Origin of the sequence: Calothrix sp. CCY 0018 (assembly GCF_963920925.1) — a bacterium.
Lineage (GTDB): Bacteria > Cyanobacteriota > Cyanobacteriia > Cyanobacteriales > Nostocaceae > Rivularia.
On record NZ_CAWUDI010000020.1, the window covers coordinates 94,212 to 118,735 of the forward strand.

Sequence of the window (24,524 nt, forward strand, 5' to 3'; positions counted from 1 at the left end):
CATTAATTTTAGTGACTCAACGGTATTCTTTTTTCTTCGGCAAACATTATTTTAATTTTTATAAAATTTATCCGATTCATTTTTTTGAGAAAAAATTTCCAAATTTAGCAAAATTAAAGACAAATAAATTAGATTTAACGAGATAATGAAAAGATAGCAATTTAATTGAATGTTAATATTGGAGATTAACAACGCCGGTTTCTCCATGATTTGAACGGCTATTTAAAACGATTGTCCTAGTTTATGCAAAAAGAGAGCTTTATTTGGGATCGTGTTGAAAAACAGTATCGTCGGATGGACAAACGTATAGATAGAATTTGGCTAGTAATATTGCTGGTAGCCGCAGTAATACTTTTTACTATTAATCTAGGTGACTTGCCCCTACGAGACTGGGATGAAGGCACTGTTGCACAAGTTGCACGCGAATTAGGACGCGCCCGAGAAGGCGAGATGCGATGGCTTTTCCCAACTTTAGGGGGTGAGCCATACCACAACAAGCCGCCATTAATACATTTGATCATTGCTTGGGCTTATAGCTTAGGAGGTGTAAACGAGTGGACTACACGTTTACCCGGTGCAATTTTAACAGCTATTTCAGTGCCTTTTCTCTATAGTATTGGCAGAGAAATATTTCCTTGCCGCATTTGTGCTGTCTACAGCGCTTTAGTTTATCTGACAATGTTGCCAGTAGTGCGTCACGGAAGACTGGCGATGTTAGATGGTGCAGCAGTTTGCTTTTTCACGATTATGCTGCTGTGCGTGTTGCGATCGCGTCGCGACTTACGTTATTGCTTGGGGGTAGGTATTGGTTTTGCGCTGATATGTTTAACCAAGAGCATTTTGGGTATATTGCTGGCTGCTGTGGCGATGATATATCTATTTTGGGATACGCCGCGATTGCTTACCAGTAAGTATATGTGGATGGGAATGTTTATCGGTGCTGCTCCAGTAGCTTTTTGGTACGGAGCCCAATGGTTACACTACGGGCATAATTTTGTCAATAAAGGGATGATGAATCAATCCTTTAGCCGTATCTGGACTTCCGTTGAAAATCATTCCGGGCCACCCTGGTATTATTTACTAGAAATTTGCAAATATACGTGGCCTTGGTTAATTTTTGTCCCAGCTTCTTTACGTTTTACTTGGGAAAATCGCAATCTTAGTTGGGCAAAACTAGTAATAGTTTGGCTCAGTGTTTATTTAATAGCTATTTCTGTGATGGGAACCAAGCTTCCTTGGTATGTCTTCCCGATTTACCCTGCCATTGCTTTAATGATTGGAGCAAAATTCGGACAAGTCGAAAATTTACCATTATTAACCCCACTACCGAAATTTTGGGTAGTAATGTTAAGCTTTTTAGCTTTGATTAGTGCAGTTGGCAGCACTTACTATAGCTGGGGTGGAACACCGGAACCCCAATTGCAGCTGATATTTGCCTCACTTAGCGTCACAATGGCTTTATCAGCTTTAAGGGCACAAAGAGGTGACAGACAATTCCTCAAAGTTCTTCTGTGGGGAACCTATGTATCTTTATTATTATTTGTAAAATCGAATTACTGGGTGTGGGAACTCAATGAAGATTATCCAGTTAAGCCAGTTGTGCAGATGGTAGCTCAAGCAAATCTAAAAGTAAAGACAGTTTACATTTCTTCAACTGAGAATCGACCATCATTAGATTTTTATAGCGAAGGTACTATTAAACCAGCTCCTCCAGATGACTTGAAATATTATTGGCAGCATGATAAACAACCATATTTCTTACTAAACGAAAATGCATTAAAAGATTTTCCACCTGATTCAGTACGAGTAATAGCCGAGCAAGAAGGTTGGACTTTAGTTACAAAAAAATCGCCCTCTAACTAAAAAATTAGTTAAGGGGGCTATTTTCAAACATTCGTATAAAAAAGGCGGGTAATTTTTTAATTTTAGATATAAATATAAACAAGCAGCTAGCTAGCTACAACTAAACGGTACATTTTTCTGTTGCTTAAGAATCCTCGCCGTTTCCCGTTCCCCTTTCCCCATTCCCTTTAACTAAAAAATATAGTTTATTTTTTTGGCATACCGGGATTTTTCTCAATATTCTCTGTATTCTCAGGCTTTTGAGTATTTGATTCGATAGTTTTTGTTTGAGTAACGGTTAACATACCGCATATAATCGCACTTCCCAAAAGAAAAGCTATCAAAGGATGCTTAAAAAAGACAAAATCTCGTAAAATTCGAGCAAAAGGTCGGCTTTGACGACGTAATACAGATGAAAGAGTAATTTGTTTTAAAGGAAATGGATCGCGCACGTAATTACCGCTACGACATACCACTAACCTTTCCTGACAGTAAGGACAGTTGTATAATCCAGTACAAGTTTTTAAGGCTTTTGCCGTAGCATTCTTTTGGCAAATGGGGCAAGTAACGTAATGATTATCAAAGGTGTGTGTGTTCATCTACCTCGTCCGCTATTCTATTTACTCGCTGTATAACAATTGGTATAACTGATCTCAAAAGTGCTTATACAACCGAAACACGGTTGGAAATAAGCCATGCGTGATACATACAAATGTCCGTTAGGTAATGAACATTTTGTGGCTGCAACACTCCTTATAGCTATATTCAAATAACTCTGACCTTACCGACTCGCAAATATTGAATCAAGCAATTGTCGATTAATTTGATTGTAGTCAATTTAAATGTGTGAAACACTACATATTTATAACCTTTATATTTATAACCTTTATATTTATAACCTTGCTTGACGAGATAGTCGATGACCGTTCGTCGCTTACTATACATTTAACGTGCATCCACCCGCTCCTGTTAGCTTGCTCGCGCTTAATTTCGTAAAGCTTTTAGCAATCAGCAGGTGTCTACTGTTTACTATTTAAGCACTTCCTCCACAAAAATTCTGAGTATTTACAGCTTTTTTTACCAAAGCTTTGTAAAGTAATCGGACTTCCAATGGAAATTACCCATAAATTCTCTACAGAAGCTAGCTACATAACCTAGTTTTTATAGAAGTAGGGATTATAGAAATTACAGCAAGTAAGGCTAAAGGATTACTTATTCAATCTATATCTAAATATAAATAATAAGAAAGCTGCCTGCAACCATTACAGGCTGGAGAGGCAGCTACAACCAATCAATGGTTGACATATAATAATTGTTCGGTAATGTCAACAGTATTTTCATTGTTAATTGACGAAACAATGAATTGATATCCTGCTACTTTTTATTTAAACCAAACCGATCCAAATTATCGTTAATCGAAATTATGGATAGCTTTGTAGGCATAAAACCTGTATGAGTTTTCAAGCCAACCTAAGCGCTTTCTTGCAATAGATAGATTAATCTCTATCAAGAGATATAAAAGCAATCAAACACTTGCATTAGTTGTCAGTCACCTCAACCGAGGAGACTGCATTTTTTTTAAGTAAGCGATGTCAAAAAGTCCATCTTACAATCAACATTCATCAATCACAATCGTTAAATGACTAATTGGTTCGCTTAATCTTCTTCTTCTTCTTGTAAATCTTCTGGATCTACTTGTTTGAGACGAATATGCTTTTTACCTAAAGTAATGATAAACTCATCTCCTGATTTAAGACCCATCTGTTTTGTGTAAGCCGAACCTATCAATAAATTACCATTAGACTGCACGCTAATTCTATAACTAGCACTGCGTCCTCCACGGCCATTAGCACCAGAAGAACTATCTAACTGAATACCCTCAGCATCAATTAGGGCATTCAAGAATTTCATCATGTTAACGCGCTCTATACCATTTTTCGTAACGGTATAGTAGCCGCATCGTTTGGCTTTATCTTCCTTGCTTTCGCTTTCTAGCTCTTTAACTTTCTTGAGTAAATCTTCGCCGACTAGAGGTTCAATTTTTTTCTGTTTAGCCATCAACTTAAATCAAAAACTAACGATGGGTGTGGTGGAATCGATTTCATTTTAACTGACATTGAGGTATTAAGAACACCCTATATGATTATTTTTAATTTTTTTTTGAGGTTACGATCTAAAACTTGCACTTCTGACCTTACTATTTTAACTATGCACATTGCTTGAGGCTGGTTGATAGCATCAAAAAAATTTAAGCAAAAACGAAAGCAATCGCCATAACTAGATAATAAATTTTTTCCTTGCATAGACAGTGTTAACTCCAGCTTTCAATCTGTTATTTCAACGGATGCTGCTAGACTATAGAAGATTGAAATTAAAATTATAAGCAGTTCGGAGTGTCTATTATATTGCTTGCTTGCCGCTCTGTTGATACGAAGTATAAGTAATTTGACAAGCACAAAATATAAATATTTTACTTTTCAAACATTAATCCTTATCTAACCCGAATGAAACTTACCACTAAAGGACACTATAGTGTAAAAGCGTTACTAGATTTAAGCTTGCAGCAAAAAAATGGCCCTTCTTCAACTAAAGTTATTGCAAGCCGTCAAAATATTCCTGCTCCTTATCTGGAAAAACTACTAATAGAAATGCGTCGTGCTGGATTGGTAAAATCAATACGCGGTAAAGACGGCGGATACCAATTAGCGCGAGAACCTGTCAAAATATCTTTAGGAGAAATTTTAGAAGCAGTTGGCGAAACAATTGAACCCTTACCTCATCACAAGGCTTACCCACAAGCAGCTGAAGATTGGGTAACTTTTAGTGTTTGGCATAGACTCTCTCAAAAACTCAAAGAAGCATTATACAGCATTACTTTGGCGGATCTTTATTATGATGCTCGCAGCTGGCAAGCAACTCTAGGAGAAGAAGCTAGTTTTGTGGTTTAGTCATTAATTATCCGCACCGGGCTGTGAGGGAAATTCAAACCTAAAAATAATTAAATCCTTTTTTTTACAAGAAAGTTAGCGAGACATTGAAAGCTCAGAGTTTTTAAACCTGAGATGAAAATGGAACGGATGATTTTAATCGTCCAGACTTCTAAATAGTCTTTCCGCCATTTCACTTATACTAATTCCTTGAGCTATGGCTTTACTTCTAAGTTTTTCCCATGCTGAAGGAGTTATCATAATGCTTTTCTTCATTTTTACTTCATCGTATAGATATGGTGTATTTTTTTGACCTTTAATACCTTTTCTTGTTGACATATTTTAGGTTATCATGATAAGCTAATTATAGGCTAGCAAAGAAAAGTGGGTGAGTCAAATATTTAAAACCATTACGATACGAACTAAGTTTGATGAAATAGAAAAAGCTTTCTGGACTCAGCAATGTCAGATATCTAATTCGTTGTTTAATGTTGCGGTCTATCACTTTAGGCAAAGTCATTTCAATCAATTAGATAAAAGCAATTCTTTTTCAATGTACTGGAAAGGAGACGAATTAAGAAACGGTCGAAAACTATGTAAGGTAAAAGCGTCTTACGCTCAATTGTGTTCCGATCTTAAAAACGATTCAAATTATAGTGCGCTATATTCTCAGGTTGCTCAGCAAACGATAAAAAGTGTAGCTGAATCGGTTTCGTCATACAATGTACTCGTTGATTTGTTTTTTAAGGGTGAGGTAGATCGTCCCTCCGTTCCTAAATACCGCAAGTCAGGAGGAATGTATTCAATAACTTATCCCTCTCAAGCAATTAAATATGATTGTGAATATGCGGTTTTACCCGTAGCTCAATCGGTTAAAAACGACTTGTACTTTGAGCCTAAAGTAGAAATACCTGATTATATTGATTTTGACTCAATTCGTGAAGTTAGAATACGTCCGAGTCGTGGTGACTTTTGGGTTGATTGGATTATCGACGATGGTAAAAAAGAAATACGATCAAACCCTGACCTTAGTTACAGCCAATTTCTCGCTATCGACCACGGTGTTAAGTTCTGGCTTAGTTGCATTACCACAAAAGGTAAATCATTGATCATTGAGGCACCACAGCTCAAAACTTCTTTGTTTCAGTATCAAGATAAAGTTGCTAAATATAAGAAAGGTAAATCGGATAAGTATTGGGACGAATATTTAGATGAATTAACCTCAAAACGCAATTTGCAGGTAAAAGACGCGGTTAATAAAGCAGCTAGATTCATAATCAATCGTTGTTTGAAAGACAGAATAGGCAACTTAGTAATAGGCTGGAATGAAACAAATAAACAATCAATAAAAATCTAAAATCGGGTGACTTTTTCTTCTGCTATCTTGATTCTTGCTGCTAGTTTAGATTACTCGATCGGCGATCCGTCGAACTGGGTTCATCCGGTACAAGTAATGGGCTGGTTTATTTCTCGTTTATCTAAATTAGCTCTTAAGTATTGTCATAATTCCTTAACACAACGTTTAGCGGGAATAGCGATCGCTGCAATTTTGGTAATAGGTAGCGGTGTCATTGGTTGGCTAATAGTCCAATGTGCTATGCGGGTAAATCCAATAGTGGGAATTTTGGTAGAAAGTGTTTTATTAGCTAGTTGTTTTGCCTTTAAAAGTTTAAGAATAGCTGCCGAAACAGTAATCAGCCGTTTAAAAGTAGGAAACATTGCCGAAGCCCGTTCTCTTCTACGTAATTTTGTTGGTCGAGATACACAAAATCTGACTTCAGAAGAAATTTTTAGAGCAGTTTTAGAAACAGTAACAGAAAACGCGACTGATGGCGTAATGGCTCCTCTTTTTTATGCAGTAGTTGGTGCTTTTCTACCTATTATTGGTCCTTCAACTTTTGCTTTAGCATATAAAGCCAGCAGTACTCTTGATTCGATGATTGGTTATCGAGAAGTTCCCTATATTTATTTAGGATGGTTTAGCGCACGTTTGGAAGATTGTTTAACTTGGTTTCCATGTAGGCTAACAGTTATAACTCTAGCTTTACTATCTCGTAAACCCCTTCATGTAATAAAAATTTGTCAGCGAGATGCTCCCAAAGATTCAAGTCCTAATTCTGGGTGGAGCGAATGCGCTTATGCTGCAATTTTAGGGGTACAGATGGGAGGTACTAATTGGTATCGTGGGGTAGCGAAAGTAAAACCTTTACTTGGAGATGCGATTCATCCAATTACTTCAAATTCTATTAAAACTGCTTTACAACTAACTCGATATTCCTTTTTGCTGTGGTTGGGGGGAAGTGCATCTCTACTCTTATTAACGACAATCAGGTAATGATTAAATTAGAAGATTGGGTTAGGGCTGGCAACGGATTCTCTGCAATTTATCGGAGATTAAAAAAGGGTTAAGCTTTAAACCTTGATCTTACGTGTTCCCTATTACCTTGTTTTTCAAAAATAGTATACTTAATGACGAGCGTGATATCGGTTTATGAGTGTGTCCGTTAAAGTAGTAAACATACTTTCATCAGAAGAACTTCGTCGTACCTTAAGAAGACTCGCTTCTGAAATAGTAGAAAGAACTCGCGATTTATCCCAATTAGTGCTTATAGGTATTCATACAAGAGGAGTACCCTTGGCCAATTTATTAGCGAGTCAGATTGAAGGATTAGAAAATGTGAAGGTGTCAGTAGGTGCCTTAGATATTACATTTTATCGCGATGATCTCGATCAAATTGGTTTGAGAACCCCAGCCAAAACTAGCATACCCTTTGATTTGACAGGCAAAACTGTCGTACTTGTTGATGATGTGATATTCAAAGGAAGAACCGCTCGTGCCGCTTTGAATGCAGTAAACGAATACGGCAGACCAGAAGTAATCCGTCTTGCTGTATTAGTAGATAGAGGTCATCGTCAAGTACCAATTCACCCAGATTTTATTGGTAAACAGCTACCAACCGCAGCTGAGGAAATTGTTAAAGTTTATTTAGAAGAAACTGACGGCAAAGATGGGGTGGAGTTGATTAAAGATTGACATTTGGTAATGGGTAATTGGTAATTTATAACTCCTAACTCCTGTAAAGACGTAGCACTGCTGCGTCTCTACAATTTTTAATCTAAAATCCAAAATCCAAAATCCTCTTACCTATTTCCCATCACCGGACTTGCGTGATGATGAATTAAATACCATTTATCACCGAGTAGTTCAAATACATTGGTGGCTAAAGATTGTGCTTCCATTCTCGAACCTTTGATCACCTGCATCACATTTTCAACTAGCACAACGTAGGCAATATTTCCTCGGATTTCTGTCGAAATAATATCTGTATTTATTTCGATGTAAGGAGTATTTTGAAAAATCTTGACCCAGGAATTATTAACTTGCTTCCAACCACGAAGTATATTCCATCCAGGGTGAACGCAAAGGCTACCAGTTCCTTGGGACCATACTTCACTCATTGCATCAATATCTTTTTTCTCGAAAGCCCGGTAAAAGGCTTCGTTTGCTGCTAATATTTCAGATCGCTGTTCGGTCATAGTAGGGAATTAGGAGTTAGGAGTTAGGAGTTAGGAGTTAGGAAGTTGATAATTGTTAACTGTTAACTGTTAACTGTTTGTTTTGACATTACCAATAGTTTGTAACAATTGCTGTGCGGTGTAGGGTTTTGATAAAAAAGCTTTGATGCCAATTTCGGTTATTGCGTTGATTTTTTCGTTAGAAATCAGTCCGCTGACTGCAATAATTTTGACTTGAGGATTAATTTTTTGTAACGTGCGAATAGTTGTTAATCCATCCATAACTGGCATGAGAATATCTGTTAAGACAACTGATATTTCATCTTTACGTTCTGCATATAAAGCGATTGCTTCAATTCCATCGCTGGCTGTAATTGCTTTATAATTATAGCTTTCTAATGACTTTTTTGTTATATATCGAATAGAATCTTCGTCATCTACAACTAAAATTAATTCTCCTTCACCTTTGGGTAAATCGACTTCTACTTCTTCTGATCGTTCATTGATTTCTTGGGCTGGTAAATATACTTGAAAATTGCTTCCTTTGTTAATATCACTTTGTACGTTAATAAATCCACCGTGACTCTTAACAATACCAAGTACTGTAGAAAGACCTAAACCCGTACCTTTCCCAAGTTCTTTAGTTGTAAAAAATGGCTCAAAAACTCGATCTAAAAATTCTGGAGAAATACCAATACCAGTGTCGGCTACAGAAATCATCACATAAGAGCCGGATGATGCATCAAGATGCATTTGAGCGTAGTTTTCATCTACTATAAAGTTTGTAGCATAAATTGTTAATTTACCACCGTTTGGCATGGCATCGCGAGCATTAACACATAAGTTCATTATCACTTGATCGAGTTGAGTTGCATCTCCTTGAATCATCCAAAGATCCGGCGCTATTTCCTCTGAAACTTCAATGGTTTTCGGAAATGTTTCTCTGACAACTTGTTTGATTTCATTTATTAAATGCTTTGGCTGTACTAAAGTGCGTTCAGCTACGCTGTCTATATCGCCTTCCATTCCACGGGTAAAAGATAGCACTTGCTTAACTAAGTTTGCGCCGCGTTTGGCGTTGTTAATTAATATTGGTAAAAGTCGTTTGCTTCGCTCATCATCCAGTTGGAATTCTAATAATTGTGCTGTCATTAAAATCGGTGCCAGGACGTTATTGAGGTCGTGAGCAATCCCGGAGGACAAAGTTCCGATACTCTCTAATCTTTGAGCGCGAAAAAATTGCGATTCTAATTGTTTTTTTTGCGTTATATCAGTATTTACTACAAGAATAGCTTGTGCTTTATTTTCGTATTCTTTTAATAGCGTCCATCGACTTTCGACAATAATTTTTTTGCCAAATTTTGTAGTTTGATGAAGTTCGCCTTCCCACGAACCGTTTTTTAATAAAGTATTAAAAGCCGTTTGTATTTCCGATATTTTCTTTTCTTGCCAAAGTTGTGCTATTTCTCTACCAATAGCTTCATTCTTATGACAACCATAAAGACGTTCGGCTGCTTTATTCCAATATAAAATTTTGTTATCTAAATCTCGGACAAAAATTGCATCAGTAGCAACATCAAGTAATGCTGCTTGTTCGCGAATTTTTTGTTCGGTTTGTTTTCTTCCTAAAGCGTAGCGAATTGAACGCTCTAATAAAGGTGCATTTAACTGACTTTTTTCTAAATAATCCGCCGCACCTGCTTCCATCGCTTCAATATCAATATCTCTGTCTCCCCTACCAGTAAGCAAAATAATTGGGGAAGAACATCCGTATTCAATTGAAGATTTTAATAATTCTAATCCGTTTTCTGCTCCCAAACGGTAATCTAATAGATAAATGTTATGCCGACAAGACGCTATTACCTCTTTGGCAATTTGATAATTATCTAACCATTCTAGTTCGCAGCTACCTAACTGAAATTCATTTAACCAATCGCGAATTAAAATATAATCATCTTCATCATCATCAACTAGCAGAACTTTAATGGGATTATCATTCATAGTTTACCTCCCACCGCTTAGTACGGTAGTTCTACAATATTAAACCAGTATTTTCCTATAGTTTTCATTACTTCAACTAAAGAAGTAAAAGTTACTGGTTTAATGATAAAAGAATTCGCACCCAAATAATAGGAGAGTTGAATATCTTCTTCTGCTTTTGAGGTTGTGAGTATTACGACGGGAATCCGTCTAAAAGTGGGATTAGTTTTGATTTCTCTAAGTGCTTCACGACCATCTTTTTTAGGCATATTCAAATCCAATAAAATTAAACCTGGAAGTGGCGCGTTGTTCGCATTTGCATATTCTCCACGCTGATACAAATAATCCATTAATTCTTCCCCATCCTTAACAAAGTATAGTTGGTGTTGTAAAGGACTTTCTGCTAATGCCTCGCTAGCTAACATACAGTCATCTTCATCATCATCAGCCATCAATATCGTGATGCTTGTTTGCCCAGCCTCCACTCTGCATTTTCTCCTTTACGCTGGTTTTGGAATTAATAAATTATTAAATTGCAACAAAAGTGCGTTTATCTTTGTATAATTACCCGAACTTATATCCGGTATGATAAACCTTTTTCAAGCAAGATAAATTAAGGATAGGGCGATAAAGCGAGGAAAATGGAGGCAGGGAGACAGGGGGAGATGGGGAGAAGGAGAGATTCTAAAAGTAGCGAGTAGCGAGTAACTCGTTCCAAATGGAAGATTAAGCAGTATAAATGACAATAAAAATATTGTTGGTAATTTATAAGAAACTTACTAAGTAAGTAGGTGCAAAAAAATAATGCTATGTAAAGAAAAGTAAATCAGCTTCAAACTCTTTTCCCTTCTGCCCCCTGCCCCCTGCCTTGTCTCAACGATGATTTTCCGTACCAACCTACTTACTTGCTACTCCTAACTCCGCGCCTCCTAACTCCGCGCCTCAATATGCCCAATAACTAATTTTTTATTTTCAGCGTAATCATAAAACTCGCACCTTTTCCTGGTTCGCTTTTAGCTGTAATGCTTCCTTGATGTCGTTCGACTATTTTTCGGCAGATGGCTAAACCCATGCCAGTACCTTCGTATTCCGTGCGTCCGTGTAGTCTTTGAAATACGTTGAATATGCGGTCTAAGTATTTTTCGTCAAATCCAATGCCGTTATCTTCTACGATGATTTGACAGTATTCGGAATTAAGCTGTTGATTGGTGAATTTTTTACTATGTATTTTGACTATTGGTGGCTCGTTATCTAAGTGAAATTTCAGAGCATTACTAATCAAGTTTTGTAGTAATTGACGCATTTGCAGCGGGTCGGCTTTTATAGTTGGTAATTCGCCAATTTCTACACTTGCCTCGGTTTGGGCTATCCGTATTTCCAAGTCAGATAATACTTCTTTTGTTATCCGTGCCAGATTTACCTTTACAAAAGGTTGTGCCCTAGTGGTTATTCGCGAAAGGTTAAGTAAATCTTCAATCAACACTTGCATTCTTTCGGCTGCATTCTGCATTCTTTGCAGATAGTCTTGTCCCTTATCTGTTAAGGCATTTTCGCAAGTTGCTTTGAGGCGATCGCCAAATGCTGTAATTTTACGTAATGGTTCTTGTAAGTCGTGGGAAGCAATAAAGGCAAATTGCTGTAATTCTTCGTTGGAACGGGCTAATTCTTCTCGCTGATGAGTTTCTTGTTCTAATAATTTGGCTTGCGAAACTGCTATACCCATTTGGTCGGCTAATTGTTGTAATAGCTCGGTTTCCCACTCGTTCCATTCACGGGGACGAGCGCATTGATGAGCAATTAGCAATCCCCAAAGTTGATTTTGGACAATAATGGGAACTACTAAGTTGGATTTTACGTTAAACCTTTGTAGTAATTCTACATGGCAAGGTTGGATATCAGCTTGGTAGATATTAGTAATAGCCTTAATTCTACCTTTGCGGTATTTTTCTATGTATTCTCTACTAAAGCAATCGTCATTAATATTCTGTCCGTAAACTACAGGTAAACCCGGTACTACTGCTTCTTTGAGAGCTGTTGTCGAACCATCGGCAAATATTCGGATAATTAATACACGGTCGGCATTAAGTAATTTTTGTACTTCGGTAACGGTAGTTTGAAGAATTTCGTCAATTTGTAGGGAAGTGCGAATCTTGAGAGTGATATCGGAGAATAATTGACTACGCAAGTTTTGCCGAACCAGTTGTTCCTGTACGCGCTTGCGTTCGGTAATGTCCATCATCGCGCCAATCATCCGCACTGGTTCTTCTGCGTCGTCGCGAACAACGTAACCGCGATCCAAAATATCAGCGCTTGTTCCATCTGCTTTTAGAAAACGGTATTCGTTTGCCCAAAATGGTTGAGCGCTTTCTACAACTGACTGAATATCGGCAACAATTCTACGTCTATCTTCCGGATGTACGCGCTCGTGCCACCAATCAATGTTACCTTCTATAGATTCTGCTGAGTAACCAAACAACGTCTGCACCGAATCATTCCACCACAACTTATTTGTAAGCAAGTTCCAATCCCAAACCGCATCATTTGTAGCACGAGCAAGTATTTGGAAACGCTGTTCGCTTTGTCGTAGCTGTTCTTCTGCTAATTTGCGTTCAGTAATATCCGTATGGGAGCCTGCCATCCGTAATACATTCCCACTATCGTCCCATAATGCTTGGCCTCGCTCTAAAATCCATTTGTAACTTCCGTCTTTACACCGGAGACGATGCTCGCTTATGTAAAAAGGAATTTTTTGGTCAAAATGGGTTTGAATAGTTTGCATTAACAAGTCGATATCTTCTGGATGCACTAAGGCAAACCATTCATCGACATTGTTACCAATTTCGGAGTCTTGATAACCAAGAATTTCTTTGGAACGAATTGAATGAAAAACCTGCTTATTTTTTATATTCCAATCCCAAATCCCATCATTAGTACCTTTTACTGCCAATTGCCAACGCAGCTCGCTTTCTCTAAGAGCATCTTCCATGCGTTGACGTTCAATCGCTGTAGCTAAAACATCAGCAATTCCTTGCAAAAAGTAGATGTCATTTTGACTAAATGTCCGTCGTTTAGTGGAATGCGCTCCTAAAATTCCGAAAGGGCAATATTTTCCCTGAATAATTACCGATAATCCGCTAACCACATTGTGTTCTAGCAAGAATTGTGGCCCATAAAACCGCGTTTCGTTGATTAAATCTTCTACAATTACTGGGGAAAGCGAAGTAATCGTATAGTCTGCTTGTGAGTTTTCGGCAGCATTGATTGTTACCGTTCCCACAAGCCCGGAATGCCAACCTACACCCGAACGTAACAGAAATTGATTACGATTGGGCAATAATTCCAAAATCTTGCAGTATTCCACCTCCAGACATTGTGCAATGGTGGTAACGGCTTGGTGCATCAAACTATCTAAATCCATCCCCGTGAGTGCTGCTTGAGAAAGTTCCGCTACCAATGCTTGTTGATTGGCGTGAACTTCCAAAGCTTGTTGCGTCTTTTTGCGAACGGTAATATCCATATCAATACCCGACATCCGCATCGCTTTTCCAGATGAATTACGAAAAACTAAACCTTGAGAAGCCAACCAGCGAATAGTACCATCGGGTAAAATCAAGCGATATTCAATGTTATATTCTCCTCCTTCTTGTAGGGCACTTTGCACGGCTCGATGAACCAAATCTCTGTCTTGAGGATGAACAAAACTAACAAAGCTTTCATAAGTTTCATTAAAGCTCGAACTAGCTTTACCAAATAACGCTCTGATAGTATCCGACCAAATTAGTTTATTACTAACAATATTCCAATCCCAAATACCCATATGGGCAGCTTCCAATGCAATTCTTAACTGCGCTTCTTGCCACTGTGCTTGTTCGGTTTGCTGCCGTAATTTTTTCATAGCTCTACTAGCTTCTAGCAAACGTGAAACTCTAGAGCGCAATACTAACCACTGAATCGGCTTAGTTATATAATCTGTAGCACCAGCATTAAAAGCTTTTTCTACTGAACTTTGCTCGTAAAGAGCGGTAATCATTAATATCGGTATATCGTCCCCACCAGCAAGCTGACGCAACCGCTCGCAACACCTAAAACCATCCATTTTCGGCATCAAAGCATCCAGCAGAACCATCTCCGGTTGCAACTGAGTATACGCGACTAACGCTTCCTCTCCATTACCAGCTTCAGCCACCCTATATCCCGCCGATTTGAGTAATTCGCGCAAATGCATCCGCGTTAAATCATCATCATCTACAACCAGGATTAGGTTATTCATTTTAAAGTTTTTGTAGTAGGGAGTAGGGAGTGTAGAGACGTAGCAGTGCTACGTCTGTTAGGAATTATAAGATTTTAAAAACGGACACATTTTTTTAAGACTTTGAATTTTACGCTTCAGGTTTAAAGTTAGAAGATAACGGGAGCAAGCAATTAACAACTAACAACTAAAAACTAACAACTAATTCAAAACCGAATGCAAAGCTGTTAATAAATCTGATGCGGTATATGGTTTGGGTAAAAAAGCTGTAGATTTAGAAGTTTTATCAAAAGGTACTTGTTCGCTGGTTGCTAATCCGCTGACGGCAATCATCCGTAAATAAGGATTCATTTTATGTAATGTATCAATGGTAGTTGCGCCATCCATATTCGGCATCATCATGTCAATTATTGCCGCACTAATTTTATTTTTATGTTGAGCGTAAAGTGCGATCGCTTCAATTCCATCGTTAGCAGTCATGACTTGATAATTGTACTGTTCCAAGGTAGCCAAAGTAATATCTCTAATTGACGGCTCGTCATCAACAACTAAAATTAATTCGCCGTTTCCAGCATGTGTTTTAAAATATTCAGTTTGCCGTTCTACATTGGTATTAGCTGCTGGTAAATATATTTCAAATTCTGTTCCTTTGCCTACAGTACTCGATACATTGATAAATCCATTATGACCTTTAATAATCCCGATTACGGTTGATAAACCCAATCCAGTGCCTTTACCAAATTCTTTTGTAGTGAAAAATGGTTCAAAAATCCTGTCTAACAATTCTTGAGGAATACCAATACCCGTATCCGAAACACTGAGAACAACATAAGAACCCACTTCTGCATCAAGATGCATCCCAGAGTAGTTGTTATCAATTACAATATTTTCGGCAGAAATTTTTAATTTGCCCCCATCTAACATCGCATCGCGAGCATTCAAACATAAATTTAATAATACTTGATGTAATTGAGTACTATCGCCCCATATCTGCCACAAATTCTGTGGAATTGACTCATTGAATATAATTGATTTAGGAAAAGTTTGTTCGACAATTTGCTTCATCTCCCAAACCAATTCTGGAACCGAAATTACAGTGCGTTCGCCTTCGATTCCTTTTGCAAATGACAACACCTGCTTTACCAGATTAGCTCCGCGTTTGGCGTTATTTTCCACAATGGATAGCATGGATTTTTCTTGTTCGCTGCGACTTTTATTTCTAAGCAACTGCACTGACATTAAAATCGGCGACAGCACATTATTCAAATCGTGAGCGATACCGGAAGCTAAAGTACCAATACTTTCCATGCGCTGAGCGCGTAAAAATTGCTTTTCTAATTCTTTCTTTTGCGTAATATCGGTATCAACAGTCAAGATAGATTTGGGTTTTTGATGCTCGTCTTTGACCAAAGTCCATCGACTTTCAATAATAATTTCTTTACCCAATTTACTAACTTTTTTTAATTCACCTTGCCACGAACCATCCTGCAATACTTTATTATAAATATCCTCTTTTTTCCCAGATAAAAGTTCGGGTTGTAAAAGTTCATAAGCATTTTTATTAATAGCTTCTTCTTCCGTCCAACCGTAAATTGTTTCGGCGCTTTTATTCCACAGTAAAATTATGTGAGATAAATCTCGCATGATAATAGCATCCGAAGCAATATCTAATAATGCTGCTTGTTCGCGTAGTTGATGTTCGGTATGCTTGCGGCTTGTAATATTCTCAAACATATATAGCCGCGCAAAATCTTGATTATCTTGATTCTGTATTTCTCTGGAAAAACGGCGAATAGTACGACCATCTGGTAATAAAATTTCATCCTCGCAAATGCATCTTTCAATATTATCGGGTTGACAAGATTTAATAAATGCAGGAACAAGAGAAGTTAATTTACCGCATTCTTCTACGATGTCTTGGTGCTGCAATATTCCTTCTGCAACAATTTCTTTTAAATGACCAATACCCCAAATATCATAAAAACGTTGATTTGCATACAAAATATTCCCAGTGCGGTTTTCTACCACATAAAAAGCTAGCGGTGACACGCTTGTCATCGAACGTAAAAGTGTTTGTTTCCACCGTAGTCTTTCTTCCGCTTCTTTACGCTGGGTGATATCATCAACCAAATAAGCAAATCGACTAGGTAGATTGGACGAGCAATTCTGAATCCGTGAAACTTTAGCTTTGAGCCATCTGCTACCATTTTGAGTATCAAAAGGATACTCAAAAGTTATAGAAGATTGAGTAGTTTCTGTTTGATGATAATAATCAATCCACTGACTTATAAGCTGTGACGAAATACCCATATCGCTTACAAAGCGGTTTCTCATTGCTTCAGTCGTCAAACCCAAGAAATTCGCCGCGTGAGTATTACCAGAAATGTGTAAAATATCATTTTCCCGAACCTCAACAATCCCCATCATCATTGGGGCACTATCAAAAAAACTTTTTATAACACCTTCGCTTTCATCCAAGGCTTGCTTTGCTTGTTCGTATTCTGTTTTAATATCCTCTAATTGATTTAAACCAGTTCGTATTTCTAATTGCTTGATTATTAAACGACTAATCGCTTTGAGTGACTCTATCTGTTGCGGAGTAATCGAACGCGCTACCGTATCGATCGCACATAAAGTTCCTACCGCCTCACCTCCAGGTGCAATCAACGGGATACCCACATAAAATCTTACGTTTGGTTCCGAAACAACCACATGATTGGTAGCAAATTTTTCCGATGCTAGAGTATCGGGAATAATTAAAGTTTTACCAAGACTGACGCACAAGGAACCAAAGCCTACATCCCTAGACATTTCTGAAACACTTAATCCCACCTTCGCTTTAAACCATTGACGTTTAGCATCAACAAAATTAATCAAAGCAATCGATGTTCCCGCAACTTGGCTCGCTAACAAAACCAGATCGTTAAAAGCCTCTTCCGGTGCAGTATCAAGAATCTGATACTGATATAAAGCTTTTAACCTTAACTTCTCAACTTGAGAAATTGTTATATCCATAAAATCTTTCCTACTATTACTGAATTTCCTTTGCATTCGGAGAATCTTACTGTTATATAAACTTCATTAATAGGAAAAAATTAACGCTCGGATTGTAGCTTAGCTCCGGCTATCTGCCAGAAAATTCAAAAGCAAGCAGCATTGCATTAATACATCCTCACTTGATTACAGAAACTTCAACTGGGATAAATTACCGCCAAAGAAACTTTATTTATAAGTCGGCATCTAACTAAAAACATTTTTATATAGGTTATCTACAACTGCCCGCAGACAATTCCGTCACATCAACTATAGTAATATGCCTAATCGCTAATAAAAAAAGAATTGCCTTACATAAGTATTATTACGCAATAATAACCTGTTTTACGTGTACTTTGGTATTTTTTGTCATAGAATAAAAATCAGTTATCAGTGACCAGTTATCAATTAAGAACTTTTATTCACCGAAGGTGTAGCGAAGACATATTAATAAACTCCTAACTCCTAACTCCTAACTCCTAACTCCCATCTTCATCTCGTGTCTTAAATAGAAGACAATACACTTAAGTATTATAGAAAACGAAATGAACTCCCTTACTTCAACCAGCTTTAATTCTGCACTAAAACCTAGTTCGGAAGATAATTTCGCGATTACTTTTGCACCTCTTTCACTCAGTGAAGTTTATAGCTTAGCCGACCACCCAGCCAACGGTGCAATTGTGTTAATGAGTGGAACAGTTCGCAATCAAACCGATGGAATACCAGTAATTTCTTTGGAGTATCAAGCTTACGAACCAATGGCACTGCGGGTGTTTTATCAAATTGCAGATGATATTCGTAAAAAGTGGACGGATACAAACCGTATAGTAATTCATCACCGCACCGGACATTTAAAAATCGGTGAAATCAGTGTTTTAGTTGCAGTTGGTTGTCCCCATCGTTCGGAAGCTTTTGATGCTTGTCGTTACGCAATTGATACTCTCAAGCATAATGCTCCTATTTGGAAAAAAGAACATAATCGCGATGGTTCCAGTAACTGGGTAAGTATTGGTGCTTGTGAAGTGGAGGAGTGAGGAGAGGGGGAGATTGGGGGACAAGGGGACAAGGGGACAAGGGGATGAGGGGACAAGGGGATGAGGAAATAACTTTTATTCCATCACTTACTTCGCACTTCATTGCTCCCTGCTGCCTATTCCCTATTCCCTGCTCCCTGTTTCCTGCTCCCTGTTTCCTGCTCCCTGACTTAAAAATTATTGTTTCATAGTATTTCTTAACACAAATCCGATTGTTTTATTGAGCTTTGTAACTATGTATTACTTCTAAAGAATTATTCCTTTAGACTTATTTTTTAAAGAAAAGTTTTTGAACAAACGCGCCATGCATCAAATAAATTTTGTCTGCCATGAATTTTTTGTAATGCTTTCATTCTTTGCTTGCATTGCGGGTTTAGTATTGTTGTGGGATAAAGACCAGCTTGAAACCGAAATGCAGCAAACTGAAAAAATTCTGTTTAGAATGAGCTTTTCGTACTGGTTAGTTTATTGTGTTGCTTTTGGTATTGAGAAAGCAGTTTTACCATCGGGGGAAGCTGTACTGATGAGTTTAAGAATGACTACAGCTTTATCATATTTTCTCACATTCTCTTGTGTTCTCTGCTTACCATTGCATAAATTTGCGATGCGACGAATTCATGATTAGAAGTAGATAGTAGCTAACAACTAACCATTAACCACTAACCACTAACAACTATTTCTTCATCGCAATAGAAATTGCATTTTTTAATTCATTTTGTTCTAAAGTAGTGAGGATAAATACCTCTTGTACGGTTTTTCCGTGACGTGCGATTATTTTAAACCCACCTCTAATTGGAACCGATACTCGTAATTGCATATGAGGAGAGTGACCTCTTACACGACGGATTTCCCCTGGCGTTATGGTTTGAATACTATCTTGGTTGCAGAGACGTTCGAGAATAGAGATAAGACCGTTGATGTGAGTAGAGTGATTCCAAACGAGTCTACCGGATTTAGAGGTGGGTTTAGCCATTTTTTACGCAGCCTCAAGGGGAGCCATTGTCAAACCAGCCCTACGGAGTTGCTGGTGATATAGTTCGGCAGGTTCTTGAGGCCCTACCCAAACAATCGCTTGTCCCTCATGATGTATCTGATTGGTCAGTTCCCAAGCGCGATCGCCACTCATTCCCGGAATATATTTCATCAAACATTCGGCAACGTGGGCAAAAGTATTAAAGTCATCATTAAGGACAATAACTTTAAAATTAGGATATGTTTTGCGCGTAACTTGACTTGAACGTTCGGGTGCTATGGTTGGTGCGTTAGCCATCCCATAAAAATTAGCCGATACTTTAGTAACCATAAAAAATTCGCTACAGATTTTTATACAAAGATGAAGTTGTTCACGAAGTGAGTCGTTAGACTAAAACTCCGTGGATTTATCCCGGAGATGTTCAACGAGTGGAAAGGTTTTAACCTTTCATGATACAATAACCCTAACAGGAACGGTAATTAACCTGTATAAAAACCCAAATGCCTAGCGGCAATCTGTACCTTGACAATTGAAGATTGGTGGGTTCTATTCCATAGTTCTAGTTTTTTACCAGGAATAGGTAAAATCTTCATGGAAACTAGACGACACAGAATTTTTAACAAAACAAATTTTGGAACAATCCAACGCCACTTGGACACCGGCTGTGCCCGGTGTCGAGTGGCTCAACTACCGAGGGGCACTCGGAAAGTTAAAACTTGAGGAGAGAACCACCTCTGGTTTAGATACTGCAAGGGATCTAAACTAAGCGGACTCGTTGAACCAAGAATCTCCATGGATTTATCCCGGAGAGTGTCAAAAAATGCATTCCAAATAATTAGTTTAATGCATTGTTCGCAATCAGTGGTTATCAGTTACCAATTATCAATTATCATGCTCCCGATAATCACTACTGATAAGCATATCAGTCACTGCATACCCCTTAATTTGGAACAATCTTGATCGAAAATAGTAATTAGACATCTCCGGAAAAGATTATATAGTTTTAAATTTACACTTTGACCGCGAGCCCCTTGCCCCCTTCCCAGAAGCGGGAAAGTGGTTTTTTAAGCCTCTCTCCTACTAGGAGAGAGGTCTTTTTCATTTCTGGAGATGTCTATTGGTAACAGATAACTGTTCACTGTTCACTGTTCACTGTTAACTGTTAACTGATAACTGCTTACTTATTTCCAATCATTCCAGTTTTGATTGAAAATTGAAGTATCGGGGAAAGCAGTCGGGTTGTTGTTTTGTTTTAATAACCGTTGTAATTCAATTAGCTGGGGTTCAAGTCTAGGTAATTCATCCACTAATTCGTAAGGTGCGACATTATTTTTCAGTGCAAAAGCTGCTGTAGTTCCCGCAGCTGCTCCGGCGGACCATTCAAAGGAATGTACGCGATAAGCGGCAGCAGCAATGTGGCTTGTAGCGATACTCTTACCAGCTACTAGTAAGTTATCAATTTTTTGAGGAATCATTGCTCGAAGCGCAATTTGGAATGGATAAGCTTGTCCAGCACCGCGTCTTTCACCTTCGCGTTCGGTATTTCCTGGTGCTTCTGGAGGACTTTTTGTCATGCAGGGATGAAAATCAATCGCGTAATGCCCAATACCTACCGCATCAGGGAAAACCGTAGAACGAGTCCGTCTGGCTACGTCTTCGGGGCGCTTTTGACCAGTAAGCACTGATATTGCTTCTAAACCCGCTAAAGAACCTTTTAGCCGACGATACATCCTTGCAGGTAAAGTCTTTTGGTAATATTCGTCATTGTAATCGCGGCGAGAAATATCAATTTCCTCGATAGTAAAACCTTGGGGATGTGCATAACCGGGGCGACCAATAATACGCCGTCCTTCACGCATATACGGATACTTAGATAAACCGTGTGCCGTTCCCATCGGGGAATTTAAACCTTTAAGATAGCGCTGATTTGGATGGGGTTTCTTTACACCTTCACCAAGTTGAGAATCAGTAGTTCCCCTAACCAACCAGTAAAAATATCCTTTAGAAATTTCCTCTCCTTTACGTAAAGCGTCCGTTCTGAGTCCTCCCATCCAGCCACCAGGTTCTAACTGTCCGCTGGCTTGAAGCTGCCCGCGAGTATAAATCAGGTTATCTTGAGCGGTTCCCGGACGGTAATCATTACCCCAAGTCCAGTTTTGCATGGAAATGTCCCCTGGAGTGGGAGCAGTAAAGTTGATACCGCCAAATTTCATCGGCTCGCCCTTTTTAGGACTCCAAATACGACGATAGGTATGCACTAACTCGAAGCTAGCCAAGCGTTTTAACTCATAGCTGTAGTAAGGAGAATATTGTGGATAAAAGCTCGGCATCTCATGTTGTTGAGAGTCCTTCGTAGTCTCCATTGCAAAGGTGTAAGTAAAACCTTGGGTGCAGTAAGGATCGTTTGTGGCACTCGACGAAGAAGGCTCTAAATAAGAACGTGGATCGATACCAAGACGATAGGGAACATCGGCAAGCCCAATAATTTCGCCGGTTTCGCTAGCGTCTACTACATACCAACTCGGAGCATTGCCCTTATTCCCTTGATTGGGAACAAACCGGATAATAGATTTGCTCAAACGCGAAGAATTTTCATAGGTATAAGCATCTTCGATGGTTTGAGATAAGGTAAAAGTATTGATAGGGGGGGCACCACTCGCCGGTTTGTGTTGAATAGCATAAGCACCGTCAATTATCTTTCCACCGTTAGCAGTTTCAATTTCTTTAACAACAGTGTTAGGAAACCATTGCAGTTTCCCTCTACCTTTTCTTTGAGCATCTTTGAGCAGCGAAACCAACACTTTGTGCCCATCGCGAGGAAGGAAACAAGAATCCGAAACCCAACAGTCACCGGGGTTAAGTTCACCGTAAGTTTGACGGATGCGTTTTCGTAACTCCAAATAACCGCGAGAATAAAATAGTTTTTGACGCTGAGTAGGACGTTCATCAAGTGCCGATGTTCCTTGAGAAGAAATTTGTCCTCCCATCCAATCAGTTATTTCTGTTAAACAAACTTCTTTTCCTGCAAGTAAACCTTCATAAGCTGTAGCTATACCGGATAATCCACCACCTACAACCAAGATGTCACATTCTACGGTTTTATCTGGTCGTGTAGATGGCGCTGCAACAACAGATAAGGGGGTTAAAAATGAAATCAAAGTCGAGCAAAGAGTAAGTAAAGATAGCGAGCGTTTCATTGTTAGCAAATTCCGTTCAACTCCTGTAATAGATTTAGACGCTACCATTGCGGAAATGTTTACCGCAAGGGGTAAAATAAGTAAAAAAAGTAATTTAATTTACATTTAGGTCAAATTTCTTTTTGTAGCATCATATATAAAATCTATGCATAATATTATCAAGCTAGACTATGAAATAGATAAATAAACTAAATTTTATATATTTTGTGATTCTAATAAATTGTGTTGCATTTAATGGCTTCACTTGCAGTTTGTATGAACCGAACTATATTAAAATCGTGTTAATAACAGCTTTATAAGAGCTTTCAATTAAACTTAATAAACATCATTTAGCGTTTGATTCTCTTATCTTTTTTGGTTATTAACGAACTAATTTTGATTTATAAAGCGTGTATTATCATGATTAATTTCTTCTCCCAGTTGAAAATTATTAATTTATAATGCTTGGTTTATTTATTAAGCCAAGCACTTATTTACATTAAAATTATTAAGAAATTCTAAATATATAAAATTTTAATTTAATCATTTATATTTGCTTTATTGATTTGAAGAACAGGTTTATTTCTCAATCGCACCTGCTGAAAATCTTTTTTTATCGCTAATTCCCTACCCGAAAGCATCTAACCTATTTATACTCCTACGTATAATTATTTGTGCTTATACACAGAATAAACATAAGTATATTTTATGATAATGGTATTGAACAAAACTAATGTTAAAACAAATAAATGTTGTAAGTCGGAAACACTACACATAACATGAAGCGTCTGTTTTCAAGCAGAAGCAATAAATGTGTCTATAGATATATGAATAACGAGCGAGACGTAGCTACAAAAAGTCCGGGGCTACTAATTTCAATTTTTAAAGGTGTAAAAGCAAATCTTGGTGCCAAAATGGTGCTGGGTATTGTTAGTGCTGCCCCTATTGCCTTTGCCACTGTTGCAGCAGAAGCCGCACAAGTCCAGCTAAATCCATCGTCACCCAAATTAGGGGACACAATATCGGTGATGGTAACTCCCGATAACCCCTCTAACGCTGCCAACTTACGAGTGACTAGCAACGGAGAAACTTACCCAATATTTCAAATTGCACCAAATCAGTATCGTGCGTTTATTCCTACTACTCCATTACAAAAATACGGAAGGAAAGTAATTCAAGTTTCTGGTGATGGAACAACGCGAAACTTGGCTGTATGGGTAAACAATCGGACATTTCCTACACAAAGAATTACTTTACGCGGTGGTAAAGGCGGTTTAAAAGCAACTCAATACGAACTCGATCGAGTAAAAGCTTTTAAAGCACTTGTCACACCACAAAAATATTGGAACGGTTTTTTCCAGCGACCAAATAATTCACGTATTAGTACAATTTATGGTGTTCGTCGCTACTATAATGGTAAATTTGCAAATGACTATTACCATCGCGGCGTTGATTATGCAGGTGGCTACGGTTCACCCGTAGTTGCACCAGCTGGTGGACGGGTTGCTTTAGTTGGTACAGTATCCCAAGGTTTCAACGTACACGGAAACGTAGTGGGAATCGACCACGGACAAGGAGTTACCAGCATTTTTATGCACCTGAATCGGATTAACGTTAAAGAAGGTGAGATGGTAAAACCAGGACAACTTATTGGCGGCATCGGTTCTACTGGTGCTTCTACAGGTCCTCATTTACACTGGGGTGTGTACGTTAACGGACAAGCTGTAGATCCAGTACCCTGGCGGTACAACGCAATTAAATAAGGGGGATGTTATTTGTTACTTTTGTCGTATT

The 24,524-nt window shown here is 38.3% G+C and carries 19 protein-coding genes; 8 read left to right on the top strand and 11 right to left on the bottom strand.

What is annotated here, in order from left to right:
* The first annotated feature begins 243 nt into the window (after nt 1-243).
* Nucleotides 244-1,863, top strand: a complete 1,620-nt coding sequence (locus tag ACM03V_RS16160) for an ArnT family glycosyltransferase (protein ID WP_414621811.1) — start codon at nt 244-246, stop codon at nt 1,861-1,863.
* Nucleotides 1,864-2,048: 185 nt separating this feature from the next.
* Here ACM03V_RS16160 and ACM03V_RS16165 read toward each other — a convergent pair whose 3' ends face one another.
* Complete coding sequence (locus tag ACM03V_RS16165) at nt 2,049-2,441, bottom strand: hypothetical protein (RefSeq protein ID WP_414621812.1); 393 nt, start codon at nt 2,439-2,441, stop codon at nt 2,049-2,051.
* A 1,057-nt stretch (nt 2,442-3,498) separates the two neighbouring features.
* Nucleotides 3,499-3,900 carry an AbrB family transcriptional regulator gene (locus ACM03V_RS16170; protein WP_414621813.1) on the bottom strand — a complete coding sequence of 134 codons (402 nt, stop codon included), beginning with the start codon at nt 3,898-3,900 and terminating at the stop codon, nt 3,499-3,501.
* A 446-nt stretch (nt 3,901-4,346) separates the two neighbouring features.
* On the opposite strand from ACM03V_RS16170, the gene ACM03V_RS16175 reads away from it, so the two are divergent.
* Nucleotides 4,347-4,790, top strand: coding sequence for an Rrf2 family transcriptional regulator (locus ACM03V_RS16175; RefSeq protein ID WP_414621814.1), 444 nt, complete (start codon nt 4,347-4,349; stop codon nt 4,788-4,790).
* Nucleotides 4,791-4,925: 135 nt separating this feature from the next.
* Here the strand turns inward: ACM03V_RS16175 and ACM03V_RS16180 are convergent, their stop codons facing one another.
* Nucleotides 4,926-5,108 carry a hypothetical protein gene (locus ACM03V_RS16180; protein WP_414621815.1) on the bottom strand — a complete coding sequence of 61 codons (183 nt, stop codon included), beginning with the start codon at nt 5,106-5,108 and terminating at the stop codon, nt 4,926-4,928.
* Nucleotides 5,109-5,157: 49 nt separating this feature from the next.
* Here ACM03V_RS16180 and ACM03V_RS16185 point away from each other — a divergent pair, with 49 nt between their 5' ends.
* From ACM03V_RS16185 to pyrR, 3 genes are all read left to right on the top strand, one after another.
* Nucleotides 5,158-6,126, top strand: coding sequence for a transposase (locus ACM03V_RS16185; RefSeq protein ID WP_414621816.1), 969 nt, complete (start codon nt 5,158-5,160; stop codon nt 6,124-6,126).
* Nucleotides 6,127-6,132: 6 nt separating this feature from the next.
* On the top strand, nt 6,133-7,104 hold the full coding sequence (cbiB, locus tag ACM03V_RS16190; RefSeq protein WP_414621817.1) for an adenosylcobinamide-phosphate synthase CbiB: 972 nt from the start codon (nt 6,133-6,135) through the stop codon (nt 7,102-7,104).
* Between the two features lie 156 nt (nt 7,105-7,260).
* Nucleotides 7,261-7,803: a bifunctional pyr operon transcriptional regulator/uracil phosphoribosyltransferase PyrR gene (gene pyrR, locus ACM03V_RS16195; protein WP_414621818.1), complete on the top strand. Its 543-nt coding sequence runs from the start codon at nt 7,261-7,263 to the stop codon at nt 7,801-7,803.
* 107 nt (nt 7,804-7,910) lie between these two features.
* Here pyrR and ACM03V_RS16200 read toward each other — a convergent pair whose 3' ends face one another.
* From ACM03V_RS16200 to ACM03V_RS16220, 5 genes are all read right to left on the bottom strand, one after another.
* Nucleotides 7,911-8,306, bottom strand: coding sequence for a nuclear transport factor 2 family protein (locus tag ACM03V_RS16200; RefSeq protein WP_414621819.1), 396 nt, complete (start codon nt 8,304-8,306; stop codon nt 7,911-7,913).
* A gap of 69 nt (nt 8,307-8,375) precedes the next feature.
* On the bottom strand, nt 8,376-10,286 hold the full coding sequence (locus tag ACM03V_RS16205) for a response regulator (protein WP_414621820.1): 1,911 nt from the start codon (nt 10,284-10,286) through the stop codon (nt 8,376-8,378).
* A gap of 17 nt (nt 10,287-10,303) precedes the next feature.
* Nucleotides 10,304-10,717: a response regulator gene (locus ACM03V_RS16210; RefSeq protein ID WP_414621851.1), complete on the bottom strand. Its 414-nt coding sequence runs from the start codon at nt 10,715-10,717 to the stop codon at nt 10,304-10,306.
* A gap of 506 nt (nt 10,718-11,223) precedes the next feature.
* Entirely contained in the window at nt 11,224-14,535 is a 3,312-nt protein-coding gene (locus ACM03V_RS16215) for a PAS domain-containing protein (RefSeq protein ID WP_414621821.1), read from the bottom strand.
* Between the two features lie 180 nt (nt 14,536-14,715).
* A complete protein-coding gene (locus ACM03V_RS16220; RefSeq protein WP_414621822.1) occupies nt 14,716-17,529 on the bottom strand; it encodes a PAS domain S-box protein in 2,814 nt (937 codons plus the stop codon).
* 563 nt (nt 17,530-18,092) lie between these two features.
* Between ACM03V_RS16220 and ACM03V_RS16225 the strand changes: the two genes are divergently transcribed.
* Together ACM03V_RS16225 and ACM03V_RS16230 are read left to right on the top strand one after the other, a co-directional pair.
* Nucleotides 18,093-18,581 (top strand): molybdenum cofactor biosynthesis protein MoaE, encoded by a 489-nt coding sequence (locus ACM03V_RS16225; protein WP_414621823.1) that lies wholly within the window; start codon nt 18,093-18,095, stop codon nt 18,579-18,581.
* A gap of 304 nt (nt 18,582-18,885) precedes the next feature.
* On the top strand, nt 18,886-19,206 hold the full coding sequence (locus ACM03V_RS16230) for a hypothetical protein (protein ID WP_414621824.1): 321 nt from the start codon (nt 18,886-18,888) through the stop codon (nt 19,204-19,206).
* 48 nt (nt 19,207-19,254) lie between these two features.
* Here the strand turns inward: ACM03V_RS16230 and ACM03V_RS16235 are convergent, their stop codons facing one another.
* The 3 genes from ACM03V_RS16235 to ACM03V_RS16245 form a co-directional block, all read right to left on the bottom strand.
* Nucleotides 19,255-19,554, bottom strand: a complete 300-nt coding sequence (locus ACM03V_RS16235; protein ID WP_414621825.1) for a DUF2103 domain-containing protein — start codon at nt 19,552-19,554, stop codon at nt 19,255-19,257.
* Between the two features lie 3 nt (nt 19,555-19,557).
* Nucleotides 19,558-19,884, bottom strand: a complete 327-nt coding sequence (clpS, locus tag ACM03V_RS16240; RefSeq protein WP_414621826.1) for an ATP-dependent Clp protease adapter ClpS — start codon at nt 19,882-19,884, stop codon at nt 19,558-19,560.
* Nucleotides 19,885-20,735: 851 nt separating this feature from the next.
* Nucleotides 20,736-22,751 (bottom strand): FAD-dependent oxidoreductase, encoded by a 2,016-nt coding sequence (locus ACM03V_RS16245; protein ID WP_414621827.1) that lies wholly within the window; start codon nt 22,749-22,751, stop codon nt 20,736-20,738.
* Nucleotides 22,752-23,557: 806 nt separating this feature from the next.
* Between ACM03V_RS16245 and ACM03V_RS16250 the strand changes: the two genes are divergently transcribed.
* The gene (locus ACM03V_RS16250; RefSeq protein WP_414621828.1) at nt 23,558-24,493 is read left to right on the top strand and encodes a M23 family metallopeptidase; all 936 of its coding nucleotides are present in this window, start codon (nt 23,558-23,560) and stop codon (nt 24,491-24,493) included.
* The last annotated feature ends 31 nt before the right edge of the window (nt 24,494-24,524 follow it).